Origin of the sequence: Ignatzschineria cameli, from assembly GCF_003121895.1 — a bacterium.
Lineage (GTDB): Bacteria > Pseudomonadota > Gammaproteobacteria > Cardiobacteriales > Wohlfahrtiimonadaceae > Ignatzschineria > Ignatzschineria cameli.
The window spans coordinates 1-22,235 of the sequence record NZ_QEWW01000001.1 but is presented as its reverse complement, the minus strand read 5'-3'; the positions used below and the strand labels follow the sequence as shown (position 1 = coordinate 22,235).

Below are 22,235 nucleotides of genomic sequence, written 5' to 3'. Positions count from 1 at the left end.
CTATTTCCTAGTTTTGTTGAACGGCTTCCGCTTTTCCATCTTTAATGATGACAGCAGCCGCTTCAACAACTTCAGAAGGAAGTGTTAAACCTAGCTTATTCGCGGTATCCATATTAATAACGAGCTCCATCTTATCAGGAAATCCTACCGGGATCGTATTAATATCTTTACCATCTAAAACATCTGCAATCATCTCGGCAGTATCGATCCCTAACTGATATTGATTAGGACCGAGTGCCGCTAAAGGACCTGAAAGAACCGCATCCGTATCTGCAACAAAGACCGGTTTACCCGCCTTAATACCGGCAATAACAATACTCTCTAATGCTGCAAGTGCGGTGTTATCGCCATAAATAAAGATCGCATCTGTCTGATTTGCAAGGCGTGTTGCCGCTTGAGGAACATCTGCTGTACGGTTGACCGATTGGGTTACCACCTCTAAACCAAAATCGGGTGCTGCTTTTTCAAGATCTTTCAATTGAGTAATGGAGTTTGCTTCACCGGGATTATAGATAAAACCGATCTTCTTCATCTCGGGGAGAACTTCTTTAAACATGGCCAGTTGCGGCGCAACATCAACATAGTTCGACATTCCTGTCACATTATTATTGCCATTTTCAAGCGCCGGCACTAAGCTCGCACCGACAGGATCGGTAATCGAACTAAAGACCATCTTTGTTTTTCCTTCCATTGCAGGTTTTACTAAACTCTGCGCTGAAGGGGTACCAATCCCGACCGTCACATCTGCATTTTGTGCGACAAACTTCGTTGAAATTTGTGCCGCTAATGCAACATTCGCCTGTGCAGATTCGACGATAAAATCGAGATTCTCCCCTTCAATATATCCTCGCTCCTTAAGACCATCACGAATGCCCTTTGCAGTGGCATCGAGTGCCGGATGCTCTACAATTTGATTAACATAGACCTTCTTCATCTCATCTGCCAATGAGATTCCGGTTGCCAATGTGGCACTTAATAGCACTGCAAGTAACTTTTTCATGATCGCTCCTAATGATTATTTTGCCTCCGTTTTTGAAACTTTAATGCTTCTTTTAAAACGGCTTTAGTACTGCTTTTATATTGTCAAGTAGCTTAAAGATCTTTGCTTAAGCTTAAATTTTTTGAATCTTCTTTCGAATCTTCTTATTAAGGGTTTTTTTGAGTGTTCTTTTGAGTGTTCTAAGCTTAATCTTCACTTCTCTGTACTACTGTGGTGATACAGTATTACAATTCCTAAATAGTGTCAATCTTTTTCCTCTATTTTCAATCACGATCAATCCTCGCCAATCATAGAATCAATCGTAACAATCCTAACAGACGCAACAATTGCATTAATGCATTAATGCATTAATGCATTAATGCATTAATCGAAATTAATGGCAATTAATGGCAATAGAATGGCAATTAATGACAATCGACCACATTCACTCATAAAAAAGAGCCGATAGCATCACTACCGGCTCCTCTCTCTTACTAAAGATCATTACGCCTTTAGACGACTTCTGGTGATCGACTCTTAGTGACGATCAAGTAACAATCAAGTAACAATTAAGTAACGATCAATCACAAATCTTCCGATCTCTTTCCGATCTTCATTAGAAATCGTAACGAAGCCCAACGGAGATCGTTGTGTTGTGGTAGCTATTTGAACCCTTACGGTAGCCCACTTCACCCCAGATATTGAGATCTTTTTCCACTTTACCCTCAAATCCAAGCTTCATCTCCCCCACATTCCGTGTCCCTTTCTGCTCAATCTTCGTCTCATCAAAGTAGGTGTAGAAAGGTTTAGAATTATGGTAGTAGTTAAGCTCAAGATAAGGGGTCACATGATGGCCGCTCTCTAACGTCTTCTCCATAAAGAGTCGCGCACCTAGGCGGGTCTCAATATTATTTTTACTACCTGAGATATGGGTGCCGTAGTGATCTGTCAGGCTATCCATCTTCGCGCCCATCCAGGTAATTTGCGCCTGAGGTTGCAGATAGAAAGATTCCGCCAATTGCCAGGTATAACCTCCTTCAAGAGAAGTGATCAAGCCTTTAGTCTTCATGGTCTCTTCAACAAGCTCATCTCCAGAAATCTTATTTCTAAAGTGAACATATTGTATCGAGCCATCAAGATAGAGACCTTCTGTCACCTTATCCCCTAATGTGGCGTAAAGACCGAGGCCAAATCCATTACTGCGCCCTTTTGCCGAAAGTCCTGTTGCTGCTTGACGGCTTTTAATCGAGCTATGACCATATGCGGCAAAGAGTCCAACTTTGACCGGCATCTCTTCGATCTGAGTCTGCACAATATCACCCCCGAGCATCATGCGGAAGCTGTCGATTGTGGTTCGATTATGTTTTCCATCATCATAAAACTTCCCAAAATCACCGCCCATAATGGTCCAGAGACGACTTGATGGGTCAAGATAGTTTCGATCTGCCAACTGATGGGTGAAGAGTCGGTTTGCCACATCCAATCCTCCCGTATAAGCAGCTGTTTCTGGTCGATAAACAGGTTTATCACCATTTCCTCCATCATTACCCGATTTTGCCACTAACCACCAGTTGCCATCGCCCCCCTTCTCTAAGCGGTAATCAAAAGCTCCACGAACGGCACGACCTTTCTGGGTGAGCTCTAAGGTATTGAGATCCCCTCCGATCGTCACCACTTCCACCTTCTTCGTTCCATCTGCAAGTTGGATCAGATCCTGCCCCTGCATATCATTGACTTGCAGCTGACTCTCACCTTCCGCATTACCGGCAATAATTAAGCGACCCGCCTCTTTACCATCACTTGCGATACGAATCAGGCTCCCTTTCTCCGCTTTAAAGTTACCATTGACCGTAAAGTTACCGAGTGCTTCACCCACAGTGCGTGACATGGTGCTTCCCACATTTAACTCACCTTGTAATAGGAGATTCCCTTTCAGAGAACCATAGCCGCCGAGAACACCGCTATTCTCAACAGTTACAGTGCCGTTACCATTTCCATAGATGGCATCTTTAGTGATATTCATGCGCCCATTTTGGAGAGTCGTATCGACACCGACATTATGAATGCCTTCAATCGTCAACTCTTCATCCCCGCTTTTACCTGCAAAGATAAAGGTACCTGCTGCGCCTAAAAGGGTTCCTCCCTTCAGAGTACTACTTTCACGGACAGTGAGTTCCCCACGACGAATATCGAGTGTTGATCCCTCTTCAATCGCAAGTGTATCAACAATCTGCTTCTTCTCACTGAGATCAAAGGCCCCTTTATTCGAGATTGTGAGATTCCCCGCTTGTCCAAAGACATGATTCATACCTGCAGTGATCGATGTTCCATCAATCAATGTATTGCCGGTATAGCTATTCTCATTCCCTGATAGCGTGATTGCTTCACTGCCCTTAAAGATAAATCCACCTTCACCAACAAGTTCTACTCGCAGATCTCGAGCATCAGTATTCACATTTGAGGTGTCCGATAAAACAACAATATTCTTATCCTTAAATGCTTCAAGCTCATCAAGCCCATAATTGAGATGAATTCCATGCTCATCGGTCTTTAAACCATTAAAACCATAATAGGCTTTGCCGGCATCGTTCTGAATAAGCGCGGTACTTTGACCCACATCTTTCGATTCGATCAACTTCCCATCTTTATCTGCTAAGAAGATCGCTTCAAAATCGGGATTGACCACACCATTATTATCTTGGACGATCACTTGACCAGAAATTAAGGTCTCTCCTTTTTCGCCAAATTGTTGATCGAGGAAAGAGATCTTCTGATCTACATTACCTAAATCTTTATCATGAACCGGAATGATCGCTGGATCGACTTGGATCTTATTCTGATCTCCTCTCAATGAGATAGTATCTGTGACTGTCAGATGATTGAAACGCTCCTCATCAGTGACAGTATTAAGCGTCATTGCTCCTTGATCAAAGGTGAGATTTTTCAGCGATTGCCCATCTTCCATTAAGGTCGCAGAACCGCCTTTCAGCGCTAATGAGGCATTTTCAAGAACCGATAGACCCTTATCGTCTAAAGCGAGATCTCCTTTGGTGACATCAAAATAACCAGTGAAATTCTTCTGCGGTTTTTGCGTCAAATCTTGGGTAAATGCAATCTTTCCTGCCGCACTCACACGCATGGTGCCACCGCCGGTCACGCCATAGTTGATATTGTAATTCCCAGAACGATCGCTCACCGACCAGATAGAATCTTCGGTCAGATTGAGTAAGCCTGTGAATCCTTCGTGATTACCGAGAACATTGAGCGTATTGCCATGAAGTGTAATCTCACCCGTACCTTTAAACTGATTATTAAAATCACCAGAAGCCTTAGAGTTGAACGCAAGATTACCGGCAATTCCAATCAAACCAGAGCCTAAGTTATTGAGTGCATTGACCTGTGCTTCTGCCTTTTCGGCAATATTGATACTTCCCGAATAACCGCTATTGTCTGCTATTAAATCAACCGCTACTTTTCCTTCATTGACATTAATATTCAATTGATTAGAAGCATCGCCGGTGAGTTGGTTGGCAAATTGACCGCCTCCATTAAGGTTAATGGTATTACTGCCTTGATTGAGCGCAATAGTGCTTGAGCCCAAACCATCAGCCTCTGCAAGATTGATAATAACGTCATTTCCTAAATTAACAGCACTCTGAAGTCCGCTATTGCTTGAATTAACATTCACAATCCCTTGATTGATATTAAGCTGAGAGCCCTCCTCCCCCAACAGAGCACCATCAATGGTCGAATTCCCGTTGTTCATCAGCGATAAATTCCCCTTTTGTAGATCTAACGTAGAGGCTCCTGCTACTTGTAGAGAATCAATCTGTTGATTAAAGGTGCCGAGATTAAATTTAGATTGATCTTTCAGCGTGAGATCTCCGCCAATCCCAAAGACTTGATCCATCCCCGCTGTAATTTGAGTATTATCAAGAAGCGTGTCACCGGTATAGGTATTAAGGTTACCAGAAAGAGTAATCGCCTCATCACCAGTAAAGGTAAAGCCCCCTTTTCCAACCAGCTCCACCCGTAAATCTCGGCTTCCTTGGGTCACATTTGTTCTATCTGATTTAACAGTAACAATTCGTCCTTCAAAAGCCTCAATTTCATCAAGCCCATAATTAAGATAAATTCCTTTGTCATCAGTCCGCAACCCATTAAAACCATAATAGGCTCTACCGGCATCATTCTGAATCAAGGCAGTGCTTTGCCCTACATCTTTCGACTCGATCAGTTTCCCATCTTTATCTGCTAAAAAGATCGCTTCAAAATCGGAGTTGAGCGCACCGGTATTATCATAAACGGCGACGTTACCTGAAATGAGCGTCTCGCCTGTCTCACCAAACTGCTGATCGAGGAAAGAGATCTTCTGATCGACATTCCCTAAATCCTTATCATGAACCGGAATGATCGCTGGATCGACTTGGATCTTATTCTGATCTCCTTTCAATGAGATAGTATCTGTGACTGTCAGATGATTGAAACGCTCCTCGTCAGTGACAGTATTAAGCGTCATTGCTCCTTGATCAAAGGTGAGATTTTTCAGCGATTGCCCATCTTCCATTAAGGTCGCAGAACCGCCTTTCAGTGCTAATGAGGCATTTTCAAGAACCGATAGACCCTTATCGTCTAAAGCGAGATCTCCTTTGGTGACATCAAAATAACCAGTGAAATTCTTCTGCGGTTTTTGCGTCAAATCTTGGGTAAATGCAATCTTTCCTGCCGCACTCACACGCATGGTGCCACCGCCGGTCACGCCATAGTTGATATTGTAATCCCCTTGTTGATTCGTCACTGACCAGGTCGAATCTTCCATCAGATTGAGAAGACCTGTAAACCCATCATGTTTGCCGGTCACATTGAGCGTATTGCCATTGAGCTTAATCTCACCCGTGCCAGTAAAGGCATTATTGAAATCGCCACTTACCGTTGAGTTAGCAAAATTGAGCTTTCCTGCAATATCCACTAATCCTGTTCCAAGATTACGCAGACGATTGACATTTGCTTGTGCTTTCTCGGCAATATTGATGCTGCCGGCATATTCACTATTATTGCCTAAGAGATTGATCTCTCCTGTATTGAGATTCAATGTATTATCGACATCTTCCCCGGTAAGGTTATTAGCAAAGTTCCCTCCACCATTGATATCAATTTCATTTGCTCCGGCGAGATGAATATCGCCTTTACCTAGTCCATCAGCATTTGCTAAGGTTGCCGCAACTTCACTCCCCAAGTTGATAGCTGCTGAGAGATCAGCATTCCTTGAATCGACTTTGAGAGATCCTTTTTCCACATTGAGTGTTGAGCTACCATCTCCGGCAATCTTCCCGGCAATAGTATTGTCACCCTTCGTCAATGACAGCGTGCCACCTGCCAGATCAAGCATTGATTTTTCATCAACTGTTAACTGATCCGCACGTTGCGTAAAGCCCGCAAGATTAAGAGCGCCGCCAGTGAGAACCAATGCCCCTTTTTCACCTAGGGCATTGTCAGCACCGAGATTCACAGATCCCTGCTCAATTGTTGAAGCACCTTGGTAATCATTTTGCTGTCCTGTAATGGTAATCGCTTGATCGCCGGTATAGGTAAAGCCTCCTTCACCAGTGAGCTTCACAAAGAGATTCTGCTCGTCTGCCCCTGTGCTATCGATTTTGACTGACTGATCCTTATTTGCCAAGAGCGCTTTGAGTCCATAACCTGCGTGAATACCGATCTCATCGGCGACTAATCCCGTATAATCATAGATCCCATCGCCGGCAGTTTCCTGTCCATTGAGGGCAATATGAACATTATTCACTTCTGTAATCGCATTCCCCTCGGCATCAATCAAGGTGATGGATGTTTGATCCCCTGATGTTTCTCCTTTAGCGAAGAGCTCACCGAGATTAGCGATATTTTGTTGATCGAGCACATTTTTATCACTTTCAATCTCGGCATGACCAAGTTGAGATATGCTATCGATCTGCACCTGCGTATCGCCTTTAAGGGCAATTCCATTCGTCGCCGTCAACAGATTGAATTTACCATCGGTTGCCGTCACTTTGAGAGTGCTCTGATCAAGCTCAAGTGAGCCCACCGTAATGTCAGTCTCAACTGTTCCTTTTGTTCCGGCTAAGAGATGCACATTCCCCGTTTTAAGCGCATAACCTGCTGTGGTATTGAGTACTAAATTTCCTTGGTGAACATTGAAATTACCGCTATATGTCTGATTCTCATTCTTGTTATTAAGTAAAATATTTTGCTCGGCACCCACATTCATGGTGCCACTGCCCGCAAGCGCATAATTGATATTATAATCCCCCGAGCGACCCGTCACTGACCAGGTAGAACCCTCCATCAGCTCAAGGAGACCTGTAAACCCATCATGTTTACCTGTCACATTGAGCGTATTGCCATTGAGTGCAATGGTACCTGCGCCGGCAAAAGCATTGTTAAGATCACCTGAAGCCTCACTATTGAAGGCTAATTTACCAGCAACACCGAGCAAACCTGTCCCTAAGTTATTAAGTGCATTCACCTCTGCTTCTGCTTTTTCAGCAATATTGATGCTTCCTGCATAACCGCTGTTATCAGCTGTTAATTCGACAGCTTTTCCTTCAGTGTTCGCTTTAATATTAAAGTTATTAGAAGCATCACCGGTGAGTTGGTTGGCAAATTGACCGCCTCCATTAAGGTTAATGGTATTACTGCCTTGATTGAGCGCAATGATGCTTGAGCCCAAACCATCAGCCTCTGCTAGATTGATAATAACGTCATTTCCTAAATTAACAGCACTCTGAAGTCCGCTATTTCTCGAATTGATATTGACGATGCCTTGAGTAATATTAAGCTTAGATTCCGCCACTCCTTGCAACAACCCATTAACTGTTGATACTTCATTGTCATCCAAGGTGAATGTCCCTCTCTTCAGATTCAACAGAGAAGACTCCTCTATCATTAGAGTATCAACCTGTTGATTGAATTGACCAAGATCGAATTGAGAATTCCCTTCAAGGGTAAGATTGCCTTGAATCCCAAAAACTTGATCCATTCCCGCAGTAATGGAGGCACCATCAATCAATGTATTCCCTGTGTAATCATTCTCAACACCAGAGAGGGTAATAGCTTGGTCACCTTTGAAAATGAATCCCCCTTCTCCCGTTAAATGGACACGCAGATCTCGACTTTCAGTCTCAACATTAGAGGTGTCTGATAAGACAACAATATTATGTCCTGAAAATGCCTCTAACTCATCTAATCCATAGTTGAGATGGATTCCCTTATCATCGGTTTTTAGACCATTAAAGCCGTAATAAGCTCTCCCTTCACCATTCTGAATCAAGGCAGTGCTTTGCCCCACATCTTTCGACTCGATCAGTTTCCCTTCTTTATCCGCTAAAAAGATCGCTTCAAAGTCGGAGCTGAGTGCGCCTGTATGATCATAAACAGCGACGTTACCTGAAATAAGCGTCTCGCCTGTCTCACCAAACTGCTGATCGAGGAAAGAGATCTTCTGATCGACATTCCCCAAATCCTTATCATGAACCGGAATGATCGCTGGATCGACTTGGATCTTATTCTGATCTCCTCTCAATGAGATAGTATCTGTGACTGTCAGATGATTGAAACGCTCCTCATCAGTGACAGTATTAAGCGTCATTGCTCCTTGATCAAAGATGAGATTTTTCAATGATTGCCCATCTTCCATTAAGGTTGCAGAACCGCCAATCAAGCCAAGTGATGCTTTTTCAAGGGTCGATAACCCGTTATTGTCTAAGACTAAATCTCCTTGTTTGACATTAAAATCGCCTACAAAATTATCAACATGCTCTTTCTTAAGGGCAATCGCACCTTTAGTGCCAACATTGATTGTCCCCTTACCGGTAAGACCATAGTTGATATTGTAACCTCCTTCTCGATCCGTCACTGACCATGTAGATCCTTCAGCAAGGTTGAGAATCCCGCCGAAGCCATCATGCTCGCCGGTCACATTGAGCGTATTGCCATTGAGCTTAATCTCACCCGTGCCAGTAAAGGCATTATTGAAATCGCCACTTACCGTTGAATTAGCAAAATTGAGCTTTCCTGCAATATCCACTAATCCTGTTCCAAGATTACGCAGACGATTGACATTTGCTTGTGCTTCTTTCCCAATGTTAATAGCTCCAGCATAAGCACTATTATTGCCTAAGAGATTGACCGCTCCTGTATTGAGATTCAAGGCATTATCGACATTCTCCCCGGTAAGGTTATTGGCAAAATCGCCACCACCATTGATGTCAATTTTATTTGCTCCAGCGAGATGAATATCGCCTTTACCTAGCCCATCAGCGCTCTCTAATGTTGCAGTTACCTTTTCACCGAGATTGATTTCAGCGGAGAGATCAGCATTATTTGAACTCACCGTAAGTGAACCTTGCTCCACATTGAGTGTTGCGCTACTATCTCCGGCAACCTCCCCGGCAATGGTGTTAACCCCATTCGTCAATGATAGCGTGCCACCTGCAAGATCAAGCTTCGATTTTTCATCCGCTGTTAAGTGATCGGCACGTTGCGCAAAGCCCGCAAGATTAAGAGCGCCGCCAGTGAGAACCAATGCGCCTTTTTTACCGAGTGCATTGTCAGCACCGAGATTCACAGATCCCTGCTCAATTGTTGAAGCACCTTGGTAATCATTCTGCTGACCTGTTACGGTAATCGCTTGATCGCCAGTATAAGTAAAGCCACCTTCACCTGTGAGCTTCACCGAGAGCGTTGTTTCCGTTGAATCCTCACTATCAATTGTCACCACTTTATCGGCATTAGCAGAGAGTGCTGCTAAACCATAGCCGGCGTGAATACCTGTATCATCGGCGACAAGCTTACTGTAATCGTAGATTGCAACCCCATTTTCTTCCTGCCCGACAATCGCTTTTTTGACATCGAAGATATCGCTCACGACATTCCCCTCGCTATCCACTAAAGTGATTGAGTCACGATCGCCGGAGGTTTTACCACGCGCAAATGTCTCCCCTAAAGTGAGCTGATTTTGCTGATCAAGGAGTGTACCTTTTGGCTTAATCTCTTCAATCGCTTGGCCTTTACCTAAGAGATCTTTATTATCGATCTCAACTTTCGTATCTCCTTTGAGCGCAATCCCATTGCTTGCGGTAAGAATATTGAACTTCCCATCTTGGTCGGTCACCTTTAGGGTACTGTTAACAAGCTCGAGCGAACCGACAGTAATATCTTGTAAAACCGTTCCTTGACTGCCATTAGAGAAGTGGAGATTCCCTGCTTCAAGTGCATTTTGCGCACCATCATCTAATTGCAGATTGCCATTTTTCACATAGAGATGACCACCAAAATCACTCTTATTTTTATTTGTGAATTGAATATTGGCAAGGTTTTTAACATCCCCACTTTCTACCGCTACGGTCATCGAACCATTGCCGGCAAGCTGATAATTGGCACGATAATCTTCGTGACGCGCAATAGTCCAATTGGCGGTTTCACCTAAGTTTAATATTCCATTAAATGCATGATGATTGCCATTCACCGTTAAGAGATTATCGGTTAAGGTGATGGAGCCACCCCCTTTAAACTGATTATCAAAATTTCCAGAGGCGCCACTCTTAAAGGTTAAACCTCCGGCAATATCGATTAAACCAGAACCTAAGTTATTGAGTACATTCACCTCTGCTTCTGCTTTTTCAGCAATATTGATGCTTCCTGCATAACCACTGTTATCAGCTGTTAATTCGACAGCTTTTCCTTCAGTGTTCGCTTTAATATTAAAGTTATTAGAAGCATCACCGGTGAGTTGATTGGCAAACTGGCCACCGGCATTAAGGTTAATGGTATTATTCCCCGCTTCAAGCTCTGTAGAATTCATAACGATATCGCCACGACCTAAACTATCTGCCTGTGCAAGATTGAGCGTCACTTTATTATCAAGATCAATCGTCGTTTCTAAATCTGCATTAGAACTCTGAACATTTACGATGCCTTGCTTAATATGAAGTTTGGAATCTTCTGATCCTTTAATTGTTCCTATAATCTCTGAAGCCTCATTCTTCACTAAATGTAATGCTCCATTATTGAGATTTAAGGTCGAGTCCTTGTCAATCTTTAGCGTATCAATCTGCTGTCTAAAGTTTCCAAGATCAAAGGTAGATTCCCCATTAAGATCAAGGTTACCACCAACCCCAAAGACTTGATCCATCCCTGCGGTTATGTTGGTATTATCAAGAATCGTATTACCGCTATAGGTATTTAAGTTACCTGATAGCGTAATCGGTGCATCGCCGGTAAAGGTAAATCCACCCTCTCCTGTTAGGCGAATTCGTAGATCGCGACTCTCAGTTTTGATCTCATCATTATTAGAAGTGATCAATACGGCCCTATCTTCCTGCGCATCAATTTCATCTAAGCCATAGCTGAGATAGATCTCTTTTCCTTCCGTACGAAGACCATTAAAGCCGTAGTAACCTATTCCCGCGCCATCTTGAAGACTCCCTGTGCTGTGCTCTAAATCTTTTCCAGTAATCAATTCCTTATTGAGATCTGTAAGGAAGATCGCTTCAAAGTCTTGGTTAATCGCACCACTATTGTCTTTAACCACAATATCATTACCGGATGAGAGTAAAACCTCCCCTTTTCCGCCAAATTGTTGATCTAAGAATGAAGGATTCCCGGCAATAATCTCATTCGCCTCAACCTCTTTCTTCTCAAGTGATTCTTTATTAACACCGATATAGTTCTTATCGCCTTCTAAAATGATTGTTTCCGTCACTTTGAGATGATTATTATGGGCAGGTTTATCGGGATCAGTGAGATAGATCGTCCCCTCTTTCATCGTCAGGTTTTTGACCGATTGATCGGAAACGGTCAAATGTGCTTCGCCGCCCAGTAGACCAAGATTTGCCGTTGTTAAGGCCTCAAACGCTTTCTGATTGAGTTGTAACGCACCATTATGGACATTGAAGGTTCCGTTGAAAGCTTGCGGATTTCGACCATCTGCTGGCATAAAATTGATCGTACTATCCGCGGTAATACCGATCGTACCGGTTCCTAAAAGATCGTAGTTAATGCGATAAAAGCCCGATTTTTCCACACTTAAGTGCGCATCATCCCCTAAAGAGAGTAAGCCGGTAAAATCAGTATCATCCTTTGCGCCGAGCATCTTAATCTGATTATTCGTCAAGATAATTGCACCGGTTCCTGCAAAAGCATTACGCAACTCCCCATTGACACCTTCATTGAAATGTAAAGTACCATCGATCCCTAAGAGTGCTTCCCCTAAGTTATTAAGATTCGTCACATTCGCTTTAGCATTTTCGGCAATATCGAGCGTTCCAGAATAGGCACTATTATCACCTAATAAGGTCACATCACTATCTGTTCCTTGAATATTGAGCGCAGCACTGCTATCGCCCATTAACTCATTCGCAAAGTTACCACTGCCATTGACATTAATAACGCTATTTTCAGCTAAATGGATCTTCCCTTTTCCAAGCGCATCTGCTTTCGCTAAATTGGCAATCACGTGAGAACCTAAATGAACCTTTGAGGCTAGCTCTGCATTACTCGATGTAACATTTAACGCGCCCTTCTCAACGGTGAGGGAAGATTGATCTGTTCCGCTTAAAGCGCCTTCAAAAGTAGAATCTTGCTGATCAGTCAAGGTTAAGTGACCACTATTGAGATTGATTGTCGACTCTTCATTTTGCGTTACACTATCAGCTACTTGGGAAAACTTGCTTAAATCAAGACTGCTAATACCGGTAAAGATTAATGCACCTTGCTGACCGAGCGCATTATCTGCACCGAGCGCGACTTGACCCTCGGCAAAAGTGGAATCTCCTAGGTAATCATTATTTTCGCCAGTAACTGTGATCGCTTTATCGCCGGTATAGGTAAAGCCCCCTTCGCCGGTAAGCTTCACAAAAAGTTTCTGCTCATCTGCCCCTGTGCTATCGATTTTGATTGACTGCCCACTATTTGCCGAGAGCGCTTTGAGTCCATAACCTGCGTGAATACCGATCTCATCGGCGACTAATCCCGTATAATCATAGATGCCATCGCCGGCAATTTCCTGCCCTTTGAGCTGAATATGAATATCCTTCACTTCGGTAATCTCATTACCATCCGCATCGATCAGGGTAATCAATTTTTTATCCCCTGAGGTTTTTCCTTTGGCAAAGAGTTCACCGAGATTGGCGATATTTTGTTGATCTAATAATCCTTTATCAGTATCAATCTCTGCATTACCTAAGAGATCTTTATTATCGATCTCAACTTTCGTGTCTCCTTCGAGAACAATACCATTCGTTGCGGTGAGAAGATTAAACTTGCCATCTGTTGCGGTGACTTTCAAAGTACTCTTATCAAGTTCTAAAGAACCCACGATTAAGTCATTCTCAACCGTTCCTTTTGTGCCGGCTAATAGATGGACATTACCCGTTTTCAGCGCATAACCTGCTGTGGTATTGAGCACTAAATTGCCTTGATGAACATTGAAATTACCGGTGTAGCTCTGATTCTTATTTTCGTTATTGAGGAGAATATTTTGTTCTGCACCCACATTCATAGTTCCGTTGCCGGCCAATCCATAGTTGATATTGTAATCCCCCGATCGATCGGTCACGGACCAAGTAGCATTCTCAGCGAGATTGAGCAGACCTGTAAATTTATCGTGCTTGCCTACTCCTTCCAGATTGCTACCATTGAGTATAATATTACCCGATCCTTGTAGCCCATTACTGAGCACTCCAGACATCCCTTTATTCAAGGTAAGAACACCATTAGCCTGAAGAATACCTTTACCAACATTTTCTAATTCATTAGCAGTTGCATAAGCATTTTTAGCAATGACGATTAATCCAGAAAATTGACTATTATCTGAAGCTAAAACAACAGGATTATCTATCTTTGAGGATAATATAACAAACGTATTACTTTCATCCCCCAATAACTGGGTAACAAATTGCCCACCATTATGTAAGCGAATAATATTATTACCTTTTTCTTCATCGACTGAGCCTAAATGAACCTTTGCACTTCCTAAGCCTTCAGCATAAATGAGAGATATCGAAGCATTATTGGTTAAATAGATATCACTTTTGAGCGGCTCATTTCTCGACTTTACATTAAACCCACCATATTCAAAAATAAGTTTAGAGCCCTCTTCTCCTCTAATATCACCATAAACTATAGATCTCTCATCTTGAGCATTAACTATCAATGTTCCTTTATTAAGATTTAATAGCCCATCTGAATCGATGATAAAAAAACTTACCTGCTGCTGATAACTTCCTAAATCAAAGATACCAGCAGAGGTATTTTCAGCATCTTTGCTTATTGGCTCAATATACAAGCCCCCCTGTTTACCAAAGACATTATCGCTCTTAGCAGTTACGTGGCCGTAAACCTTCGTATCCCCTTTATAATCATTATCAAAGCCATCAATAACAATTGCTTTGTCCCCTTTAAAGACAAATCCGCCCTCTCCGGTCAATTTTGCCCGTAGGATATTATGATCAGCTTCTGTATTTTCCGTTGTCGTTAATACTTCAATATTTTTGCCTTGATAAGCATCTAAAACCGCTAAACCATAGTTGAGATGAATGCCTTCCTCATTGGGCAACAAACCATTAAAACCGTAGGAGGCTTTACCACTTCCCGCTTGAATCTCTCGATCACTGAGTGCAACATCTTCCGAGCGAATATAATTCCCATCTTTATCAGCAAGGAAGATCGTACCTTCTGTTTTATCAACCTTGCCATAAACAAGGGTTTCACCAATGACACCATATTGCTGATCAATAAAAGAGGGTTTTCCAACAAAACTCGAGCCCCAATCAATATCATGCTTCTCCACTGATTTTGCAGAATCGACTTTGATAAAGTTATCTTGCCCCACTAACTTAATAGTGCCATCCACAGTAAGATGATTTAAACGTGTTCCCGCTTGATCAAAAGGGGCAAGATAGAGAGCACCTGTATTCAATGTCAGATTTTTAACCTTCTGCCCATCAAGCATCAAATTCGCCTGCCCCCCTTTTAACCCTAAAGAGGCATTCGTGAGAAGATCGAAACCGGTTTGATCAAGCTGTAACTGCCCTTTAGTCACATCAAAAGTTCCGGTAAAAGATTGATCTCCGGCATTTTTAAGCGCAATCATCCCACCGGCATTCACCGTCGCCGTTCCATTACCCGAGAGCGCATAATTGATATCGTAATCACCCGCTTGGGTAACGCTCCAAGTGGCTTTTTCACCTATTCTTGCCGTACCGGTAAAGCCTGTATGATCCCCTTTAATCGCTAGTTGATTATCAGTCAAAACGATCTTACCGGCACCTTTAAAGGCATTATTAAGATCACCATTGACACCACTATTGAATTGTAAGATACCTGCAACGCCAAGAATCCCCGTTCCTAGATTATTTAGGGCTTTGACATTTACTTCTGCTTTGTCGGCAATGTTGAGTTCACCGGCATACTTACTATTATCCGCAGTTAATGTGACCGCACCATCTGCACCATTAATATTGAGTTGATTAGAGCTGTCCCCTTGCACACGATTAGCAAAATCGCCGGCGCCATTGATTGCTATCTTATTACTACCTGTAAGATTGATATCTCCTTTTCCTAAACCATCGGTTTTAGCAAGCGTTGCGGTAGCTTTTGAGCCTAAATTAATTTCTGCTTCTAACGTATTGTTACTCGAATTAACGGTTAAAGCACCTTGATTTAGATTTAAACTCGAATCTTTTCCACCCTCTAATTGTCCCTCAATCAGACTCGCCTGATTAGCAGTCAGCGTTAAATTCCCGCTATTAAGATTGAGTACTGAATTTTGATCGATCGTGGTAAAACTCGCATTCTGTGCAAATGTAGCAAGGTCTAAATTGCTCTGATCTTGCAAGAGTAACGCGCCCTGCTCTCCTAATGCGTTATTCGCGCCAAGTAGTACTTGACCACTCTTTAGTATCGAATCCCCGAGATAATTATTCTCACCATTTGTTACCGTGATCAATTTACTGCCAGTATAGGTAAAACCACCATCTCCGGTCAGTTTAACAAAGAGTTTTTGCTCCTTTGCAGCACTACTATTAATCGATACCGATTGACCTTTATTGGCTGAAAGCGCCGTTAAACCATAACCTGCGTGAATGCCGGTATCATCTGCCACTAAACGACTATAATCATAATAGGCAGTCCCTTTACCCTCTTGCCCTAAGATCGGCTTGGAAGTTTTGACAACATTCGTAATGGCATTGCCACTGCTATCGACTAGTACAATAGAATCTCGATCTCCTGCAGTTTTACCTAGTGCAAAGATCTCACCAGTTACCACTTGATTCTGCTGATCAAGGAGTGTGCCTGTCGGTTTGATATTATTGATCGCCGAACTTTTTCCTAAAAGATCTTTATTGGCAATCTCCACCTTATTGTTACCCGTCAGAGTGATACCTTCGGTGGCTGTAATAAGATTAAATTCACTATTACTATCATTCGTGACCGCTAAGGTACTATTATCCATTGTGAGAGATTTAACCGTCAGATCATCTAATACTTTCCCGGTACTAGAGGAGCCTTTAAGGGTTAAATCGGCATTTTTTAAGGCATTTTGCGCTAATCGATCAAGATTTAAGATCCCTTGATTCACTGTAAAGGTTCCGGTAAATCCTTGAGGATCTGTTTTATTCTTAAAGTGAATATTTTTTTGCGCATCTCCGGCGCTCACTAAAACATTCCCTTCCCCCTTTAATTGGTAGAGAAAATCATAATTACCCGATTGCACAATATTCCAAGTCGCATTTTTGGGAGCTACATTCACAGTTCCGGTGAAAGTTGAATGGTTACCGGTGACTTTGACATTATTTGCCCCAACATTGATTTGTCCCACAGAATCAAGGGCATTATGTAACTCCGTCACTTTGCCATCCACAAAGGTCATCGTCGCATCTTTTTTGATGATAATTTTCGCTTCTTTACCCAATGCATTATTGATCGAGACTAAAGCACTCTTTCCTTCTGCAATCTCCGTACTTCCCTCAAAATTAGCTTGCGCTCGATTGAAAATGTTATTAGCTTTAACATTAAGTCGGCCTTTGCCGGTCAATCCATTAATAAACTCACCATCAACGGCCGTCTCTACAACGCTTTTGTCAGCAATATTGAGATCCACTGATCCATAGGCATCAAGCGTAAAAAGTCTTAAAAGCGCCTTCGTTTTTCCATCTCCAATATTGGTAATGGCATTATAATCGGGATTAGAAGTGCGGGCATAAAGATAGACATTATGTAAATTATAAGTGCTACTCTTATCTGTAATCAGCCTTAAGTTATCTCCGGCAGCTAAGGCCGCGGTATCTGACCCAATATTCACAACTGAACCATTCGTAAATTTGATATACCCCTTATGATCTCGGGTAAGTTCGGCTTCAGGCGTTCCTATCACATTGTAATAGTTCGTGGTAGAGACATTTAGAGCTGACCCTCGATCGAGCTCAATCCCCCCTGTAATTCCAAGAAAGAGATTTTGACCCGATACTTGGCTCCCATTATCAATTTTCAGCACAAACTTGGTTTCAGTCTCCGCTTTAATATCAGGAACGCCAATATAGATCCACTCATTAAAGTTCAGATTACTCTTATTATCGACCCGAGTATAAAAAGTGCCCGCTTTTGGCGTAGTGCCTGTAGTAACATAGGTGATAAAACGTCCATCTACATTGAGAGTACTATTATCAAGCGTTAAAGCTGTTGATCCTGAGGCGCCCCCATTATATTCCCAGCTTAGCTCCCGCTCTTCCGGAACTGCTGAAGTTAAGGAGAGGTTGTAAGTCTGGTCCTTCATCACGATCGAATCGTTGGTGTAGTAAGTAACACGACCATTCGAAGTTCCTGTCGTTCCCCCAGCATTGAGAAGATCTTTTAAGCTCTCAGCAGATGCCCCCGAAAGCACGCCAGCACTCAATAAGGCAAGCAGTGTAATCGTTAATGTCGACCGCCCCTTTCTTGAGCTTGAAGAGGATGAAACTTCCATACTTCTACTAGCAAGCGTACCCGAACCTCTACTTTGAGCGAGTTCTGATGCTACAACCCACGTTTCTAAAGCACGACTCCAAACAATTTTAAATATATTATTCATAAGTTGACCTCATCCTCTCCGATCACTGAGTCGATCAAAGTTTCTTAAAATTAGTAGTAAATGGTGTAAAAGCTGATGTAAAGCAGAAGAAAAAATAATGAAATTTATGGCTAATAAAAACTTCAATAAGACCTCAAAAAGATCTTTATAAAACTGCTAATAATCTGATTGAATTAAAAAATAGAGTAAAAACTGAATAAAATAAAACCGAAATAAGAAAGTAAATACTTAATCTATTTTTTGCCCTATTTTTTTTGTCAGATACAAATAACACTTAAAATAGGACATATAAATATAAATATTAAATAGTAAAAATTAATCAATCTTAAAGTGAAGATAACATCAATCTATATCAGTTACCGATAATCAATATATATTTTTTATTAATCGGCATAATATCATGATAAACAACAGTTATTATTTTTTATAAAATATTCTTTCTTATTGAATGAAAAAAATAACGAGCAATTTCTTCTAATTAAAATTCATTCTAAAAAAGAGTAAGAAGATAAAATTACGCAAAATTTATATTGCTAACAATAGACATAAAAAAACCGAGCTAATGCCCGGTTATGCTGATGATTTCCTATTTGTTCCCTATTTTTTATTTCTCTATTAGTACTAATTAAATATTTGAACTAATTAGAAATTAATACGAGTTAGAATACGAATTAAAATACGAATTAAAAAATTCCTGAAAAATTTAGATCTTCTCTTCTTCGCTCATGCGCTCTAAAACTAGACGATAACCATGATTTTTCTCTTCATGAATAAAACGCGCAACTCGCCCAATCGTCGTTAAACTCGCAGAAGTTAAGGCATGAATTTCGCGATAAGAGAGATCTCCCCGCTCAAGAAGTTGGCATACTTTCCAACGTTCAACGGCTGAACTGAGTTCTTTCGGCGTTAAGAGATCTTTTAAAAAGAGCAATATCTCATCACTATCTTTTAATTTTAAAAAGGCATTACATAACGATTTATCAAAATCGATCTCATCTAAACGCTCCTCTAACACTGACAGATGTTCTTTACTCATAACGCTTCCTCACCTCTATAGATACCTAAATTATTTTTATTCTTCAGTACAACGCGCAATAACCTACCGTCTTCACCCACCACTTCATCAACCCATGATATCTTTGACGCATCATAAATAGAAGAGGTGTAATAAGGTCGTTCATGGCTGATAATTGTTGCTAATATCAAAACATAAATCGACAAAAAAAGCGCCTCTATTTTTCCCGATCTTGATTGGCGGGATCTTCTACAACCTCCTCAATCACAGGCGAGGCGGCAAGATCTTGCTCTTTTTGCGTCAATTTTACAACCCGATCATCCTCCACGGGATGTGTCGCTTGATAGAGTGCCATCTCAAGCTCACTATTGTAATGCTTAATCTGCTCAATACTCCAGGAAAAATAACGCGCCATAAAACGAACCACTTCCACTTGATATTGAATCATTTTAGCAATATTAAAGTAGAGCATTCCCGTTCGGCGAATAAAGAAATCACTCGGTCTTAAGAGCGATTCATACTCTAAAGCATAACGCAATTGTAAGTAGAGTGAGAGCGGTAATCCCTGCATCTCCTCGGGAGAGGCTGTTCTTGCCATAGAGAAGAGAATATCCACATTGCTCCCGTAACGCATTGCCAATTCTCGTGCCTCATCTTCCGTGAGATTTGCCGCAACACCACTTGTCACGGCCTTCTCAACAAAAGCATTCAATCCTGCACTTCCCCCCACATCTCCCCCGGAGACTGGAAGCGTCATCGTCTGACAAACACCAAATTGTTTCCCCTTTTCATGGGTCAATTTAGCCACAATCTCATCAACCACTGATTCAGCTAATTCCCGATAACCGGTCAATTTACCCGCTGTAACCGTTACCAATCCATCTCCGGTGCTCTTTAATAGCGATTTTTGTCCCTTCTTGCGCGTATCATGCTTATCGATAACAATCGAGGTCACTCCCGCCCAAGAGGATTCAATCTGCTCAGATGTAAGATTGAGCGTCGGCAATAACTGATTGATTGCCGTAAGAAGGCGAGATTGATCGGTTGTCGAAACCGTTGGCGCTTCTCGTTTTCCATCATAAAGGGAGCTACTCACACCAACATAGACCTTATCCCCGCGAGGAATCGCGCAGATCATCTGTTTACTATCACCGGTATCGACATAGAGTGCATCTTTCAAAGGGAGATCCCTCTGATCAAAGACGAGATGTGCCCCTTTAATATAACGAACCTCCATCCCATCGACGATCGCTTCGGGCGAGAAATCATAGACCCAAGCGCCCGTTGCATTTAAGATAATATCTCCTTCAACAAGATAGGTGTTTTGTGTCATTCGATCTTTCACCACCACCGCCTCAACATAACCATGAGGATCATAATTGAAAGATTGTGCTTCAAGATAGTTAAAGCAGTGAGCCCCCATCTCTACAGCGCGCTTAATCACTTCTAAAGTTAAACGAGCATCATCGGTACGATACTCCACATACTCAGCAGCACCGCGTAATCCTTCCGCTTTCAGTTGAGGTATTCTCTTTAAAACTTCCTCTCGGCGATAGATCTGACGACGCTCATCTTTCTGAACACCGGCAAGATAATCATAAACTTTCAATCCAATCGACGTTGAAAGGCGACCAAAGCTCCCCCCTTTATGGAGCGGAATCAACATCTTCTCACGCGCAATCACATGAGGGGCATTTTCATAGAGCGTGGCCCGCTCTTTCCCTGTCTGCATAACATTTTTAAGCTGCAGTTTCTTAAGATAGCGTAAACCCCCATGAATCATCTTTGTCGAGCGACCACTTGCACCTGAGGCAAAATCCTCTCTCTCTAACAACGCCACTTTCATGCCTCTTGAAGCAGCATCGAGCGCAATGCCGGCACCGGTGATACCACCTCCCATAATGATAAGATCATAATGTTCCTGCTTTAAAAGTTGAATATTTTGTCGTCGATCACGTGCATTAAGCGTCATGAGGGTTCCTTCTCTCTCGTCATAGAGATCTATTGAAAGGTATGAAAACACGACTAGTGCCCTCTACCCTCAATCGACCTCCGTTATATTAAGTGATATCAAGCGATATCAAACGATATCTAGTTATATGGTGGTATGAATATGTAACTCATAATTTATAACTCATACCGATTATAGGGGTTGATGCTATCCGCTTCATTTTTTCATAAAGACTAAAATTAGACTCACTATTTTACACTTTCTAGAGGATACTTTAAGAAAATAGCCACCATAATATGATCTAAACAACTAATCCTCTTATCACTCACTTATCATATACTTATCATTTACTGACCATTTAGGCGCGATAGACCACAAAATCTCCCTTAAATTGAGTTGTTGTAATCCCTTCACTTTCAAGATGGCTCTCTAAGGAGATTCGTCCTTTCCCATAACGGGAAAACATCTTCGCAAAACGATTCCATGCTACTTCGCTCGAGGCTTCACAGATCGCTAATGCATCTGCTTTCATCGGTGCCGGATAATGGATATGGGCATCTTGAATCACAATATGGATCCCCTCCGTAACACCTAACTCTCTCAATTTAAGATGGAGCCAGCTCCAAGCAACTAGTAGCGATGCAGTATAGAGACTTCCACCGAAACCCGTTCCCATATGATTTCGATTCGGTTGCAATGGTACCTTAAAGATCAACTTCCCCTGCTCCCATGAGAGCGGTGTTAATGCTAATGATTGACTAATCGGGATCTCTTTTGCTAGCCATGTAGAGAGATAGTGGCAAATATCCTCATCACCGCTTTCGCTCTTCTCTTGTAAATTAGCAGAACCACTAGAATCTCTATAATCATTAGACTCTAACTCTACCAATGATGTAACTTGCTCTTTTTCCATAGTTAATCCTCAATCTCAAGCTTCTCTTATGAAGCACAATAGTGACCTTATCGTTCTTCCTATTTGAATCTGCGAATTAAATTATAACAAACAGAAGCCGATGCGTTGCCGGATCTTACTGTTGCACGCTTCCAAAAATCCCGCGCCGGCAAGTGGCGATCTCTATCACCAGCAAAATAATTGATTCACTGTAATAAGAGAGGCCGACGCGTTGCCGGATCTCACTATCGCGTTCTTCCAAAAATCATGCGCCGG

5 protein-coding genes are annotated in these 22,235 nt (G+C 42.1%); all 5 read right to left on the bottom strand.

All coding sequences use genetic code 11. The annotated features are described in order from the left end of the window. Nucleotides 1–7: 7 nt before the first annotated feature. Nucleotides 8–1,000 carry an ABC transporter substrate-binding protein gene (locus DC077_RS00025; protein WP_109202377.1) on the bottom strand — a complete coding sequence of 331 codons (993 nt, stop codon included), beginning with the start codon at nucleotides 998–1,000 and terminating at the stop codon, nucleotides 8–10. A 595-nt stretch (nucleotides 1,001–1,595) separates the two neighbouring features. Beyond that, the gene (locus tag DC077_RS00020) at nucleotides 1,596–18,101 is read right to left on the bottom strand and encodes an autotransporter outer membrane beta-barrel domain-containing protein (RefSeq protein WP_109217701.1); all 16,506 of its coding nucleotides are present in this window, start codon (nucleotides 18,099–18,101) and stop codon (nucleotides 1,596–1,598) included. 703 nt (nucleotides 18,102–18,804) lie between these two features. Next, nucleotides 18,805–19,137: a YerC/YecD family TrpR-related protein gene (locus DC077_RS00015; RefSeq protein ID WP_109217700.1), complete on the bottom strand. Its 333-nt coding sequence runs from the start codon at nucleotides 19,135–19,137 to the stop codon at nucleotides 18,805–18,807. A gap of 196 nt (nucleotides 19,138–19,333) precedes the next feature. Next, nucleotides 19,334–21,088, bottom strand: coding sequence for a glycerol-3-phosphate dehydrogenase/oxidase (locus tag DC077_RS00010; RefSeq protein ID WP_109217699.1), 1,755 nt, complete (start codon nucleotides 21,086–21,088; stop codon nucleotides 19,334–19,336). 337 nt (nucleotides 21,089–21,425) lie between these two features. Beyond that, nucleotides 21,426–21,980, bottom strand: coding sequence for a YiiD C-terminal domain-containing protein (locus tag DC077_RS00005; protein ID WP_109202380.1), 555 nt, complete (start codon nucleotides 21,978–21,980; stop codon nucleotides 21,426–21,428). Nucleotides 21,981–22,235: the final 255 nt, after the last annotated feature.